Source organism: Nonomuraea deserti (genome assembly GCF_004348685.1).
GTDB lineage: Bacteria > Actinomycetota > Actinomycetes > Streptosporangiales > Streptosporangiaceae > Nonomuraea > Nonomuraea deserti.
Genome location: NZ_SMKO01000378.1, coordinates 1 through 2,685 on the forward strand (window position 1 = coordinate 1; position 2,685 = coordinate 2,685).

At 73.6% G+C, this 2,685-nt stretch carries 3 protein-coding genes; 1 reads left to right on the top strand and 2 read right to left on the bottom strand.

The window, feature by feature from the left end:
* Nucleotides 1-318 (bottom strand): aldehyde ferredoxin oxidoreductase N-terminal domain-containing protein (locus E1292_RS50085; RefSeq protein ID WP_220447467.1); only part of this gene is annotated, 318 nt, incomplete at its 3' end.
* Nucleotides 319-532: 214 nt separating this feature from the next.
* Here E1292_RS50085 and E1292_RS50090 point away from each other — a divergent pair.
* Nucleotides 533-1,804 carry a cation:proton antiporter gene (locus tag E1292_RS50090; RefSeq protein WP_132606828.1) on the top strand — a complete coding sequence of 424 codons (1,272 nt, stop codon included), beginning with the start codon at nt 533-535 and terminating at the stop codon, nt 1,802-1,804.
* A gap of 204 nt (nt 1,805-2,008) precedes the next feature.
* On the opposite strand, the gene E1292_RS50095 is transcribed toward E1292_RS50090, so the two are convergent.
* A partial coding sequence (locus E1292_RS50095; RefSeq protein WP_220447468.1) for a WD40 repeat domain-containing protein occupies nt 2,009-2,685 on the bottom strand: 677 nt, incomplete at its 5' end.

The window sequence follows — 2,685 nt, forward strand, 5'->3', positions numbered from 1 at the left end:
CCCCAGCACGGCCAGCGCCTTCGCCCCCGCCCCGCGCATCCCGGCCGCGAACGGCCCCAGCGCGTGCGCCTCCCCGGCCACCCCGGTCAGCGGCGACTTGGCCAGGAACACGGCCTTGGCCAGGCCGGGCGCGGCCGTCCCGCCCAGCATGCCCGCGGCCACGTACAGCAGGGCACGGGGATCGTACGGATCCAGCCCGGCGGGCGTGCGCTCGGCCATCAGGCGCAGCCCGAGGATGGACCCGCCGTAGTGTCCCCCCTCGGCCGAGCGGTCTTCGCGTTCGACGCTCCCGCTGGTCAGATCGACAATGAACGGCACAAAGCCTCCTTGAGTCGAAGGAGGCGGCCGGCCCCGGGCAGGCCCGTCGCCGTCCGCCAGGCCCCAGGAGCGGCACACCATCACATGTCACGCGGCCGGCGCAACCCGCCGGCGGCTCCAGGCGGCGGACGACCACGGGCGCCCCGCGTACGAAATATGCGCGGACAGGGGGCGACACGGATTTTCGTCGGCCGCCCGGGCAGGGGATCAGGCGATGACCACTCCCGATCTCGTCCTCGCCCTGGGCGGTGGTGCCGCGCTGCTCGCCGCCTTCCTGCCCCAGGTGCTCTCCCGCAGGCCCCTGTCCTTGCCGCTGGTCTACCTGCTGGGCGGCATGGCGCTGTTCGTGCTGCCGATCGGCCTGCCGGAGCCCGACCCGGTCGCCCACCGGGCGGCGCTCGAGCACATCACCGAGCTGTGCGTCGTCGTCTCCCTCATGGGGGCCGGCCTCGCGATCAACCGGCGGGCCGGGGTACGCGCCTGGTCGACGACGTGGCGGCTGCTCGGCCTGGCGATGCCGCTCACCGTGGCCGGCGTGGCCGTCGCCGCCACCCTCCTGCTCGGCTGGCCGGTCGGGGCGGCGCTGCTGCTCGGGGCGGTGCTGGCGCCCACGGACCCGGTGCTCGCCTCCGACGTGCACGTCGGCGAGCCCGTCGACGCCGAGAACGCCGACGACGAGGTGCGCTTCGCCCTCACCTCGGAGGCCGGGCTCAACGACGGGCTGGCCTTCCCCATCGTGTACGCCGCCATCGCCGTCGCGGCGGTCGGCGGGACCGGCTGGCTGGGGGAGTGGGCGCTGACGGACGTGCTCTACCGCACCGCCGCCGGCATCGTCTCGGGGCTGCTGATCGGCTGGCTGCTCGGCCGCCTGTTCTTCCGCGCGCCGTCCGGCGGGCTGCGCCTGTCGGAGCGCCGCGACGGCTTCGTCGCGCTGGCCGCCACATTCCTGTCGTACGGGGTGACGGAACTCGTGCACGGCTACGGCTTCATCGCGGTGTTCGTCACCGCGTGCGCCATCAGGCGGGCCGAGCACGGGCACGGCTACAACAACGTCCTGCACGGCTTCGTGGAGCAGATCGAGCGGCTGTTCACGGCCTGGCTGCTGCTCCTGCTCGGCGGTTTCGTCGCCGTCGGCGGCCTGTCGGGGCTCACGTGGCGCGGCGCGGCCGTCGCGCTTCTCCTGCTGCTGGTCATCCGGCCGCTGACGGGCTGGCTCGCGCAACTGCGCGGCCCGGCCGGGCCCAGGGAACGCCTGGTCGTCTCGTTCTTCGGCATCCGGGGGATCGGGTCGCTGTTCTACCTGGCGTACGCGCTGGGCCAGGCCGGCTTCGGCGTGCCCGCCGAGGAACTGTGGGCGGTGACGGCATTCACCGTGGTGGCCTCGGTCGTCCTGCACGGCCTCACGGCCACCCCGATCATGAAGCGCATCGACGCGCTCCGCGACCGCACCGAAAACACCTCCCCGGCCACCCAGCCGTCCCGCTGAGCATCGCGCCGTCACGGGAGCCGTCCTGCCGACCGTCTCGAGGGTCGTCCGGCTGGCCGTCACGAGGGCCGCCTTGCCGACCGTCACGCCGGCCGTCAGGAGGCCCGTCACGCCGGCTGTCACGGGGTCCGTCATGCTGGCCGTCACGCCGGCTGTCACGGGGTCCGTCATGCTGGCCGTCACGCCGGCCGCCATGGGGGCGAGTCAGTACGGGCCGAGACTCCAGACCTGCGCCCTCCCGTACTCGCCCGCGCCCGCGATCACCGGCCTGCCGTCGAGCTCGGTCAGGGCCAGGGCGCGGACGGCCCCGCCGTCCGTGAGGCGCAGCGCGCCGATGACCTGGCCGTCGTCGAGGTTCCAGACCCGGACGACGACCTCACCGCCCACGGGGGCGTGGGTCACGGCCGCGATGGGGAGGTCGCCGAGCCGCCCGGCCACGAGCGCGGTGGTGCCCCGGTCATCGGGGCTTCTGCCGCTGAAGTTCCACATCTTCCTGCGCTTGCCCGTCACCAGGTCGTGCACGCGGAGGGTGGCGTTCTGGTGCGTCGAGACGACCACGGGCCGGCCCTCGATCTCGCCGCAGGCCAGCAACTCGATCCCGCTGTACCTGCCCATGCCGAACGAGTGCCGCAGCTTTCCCGTCGACAGGCGCCACACCCGGACGCGCCCGCGGCCGTCCCCCGTGACGAGCACGTCGTCGGTGCCGAGCCGTCCGAACGCCAGACCGTTGACACCCTGGAAGTGGTCGTTGATCGCGGGGCCGATCTGCTCGCCGGTGGCGATGTCCCACAGCCGCACGACGCTGTGAAGGTCATTGACGAGGTCGTACTTCTGCGACACGGCGATCGCCCTGCCCCCGCCTGTGCCCTCGCCCGTACCCC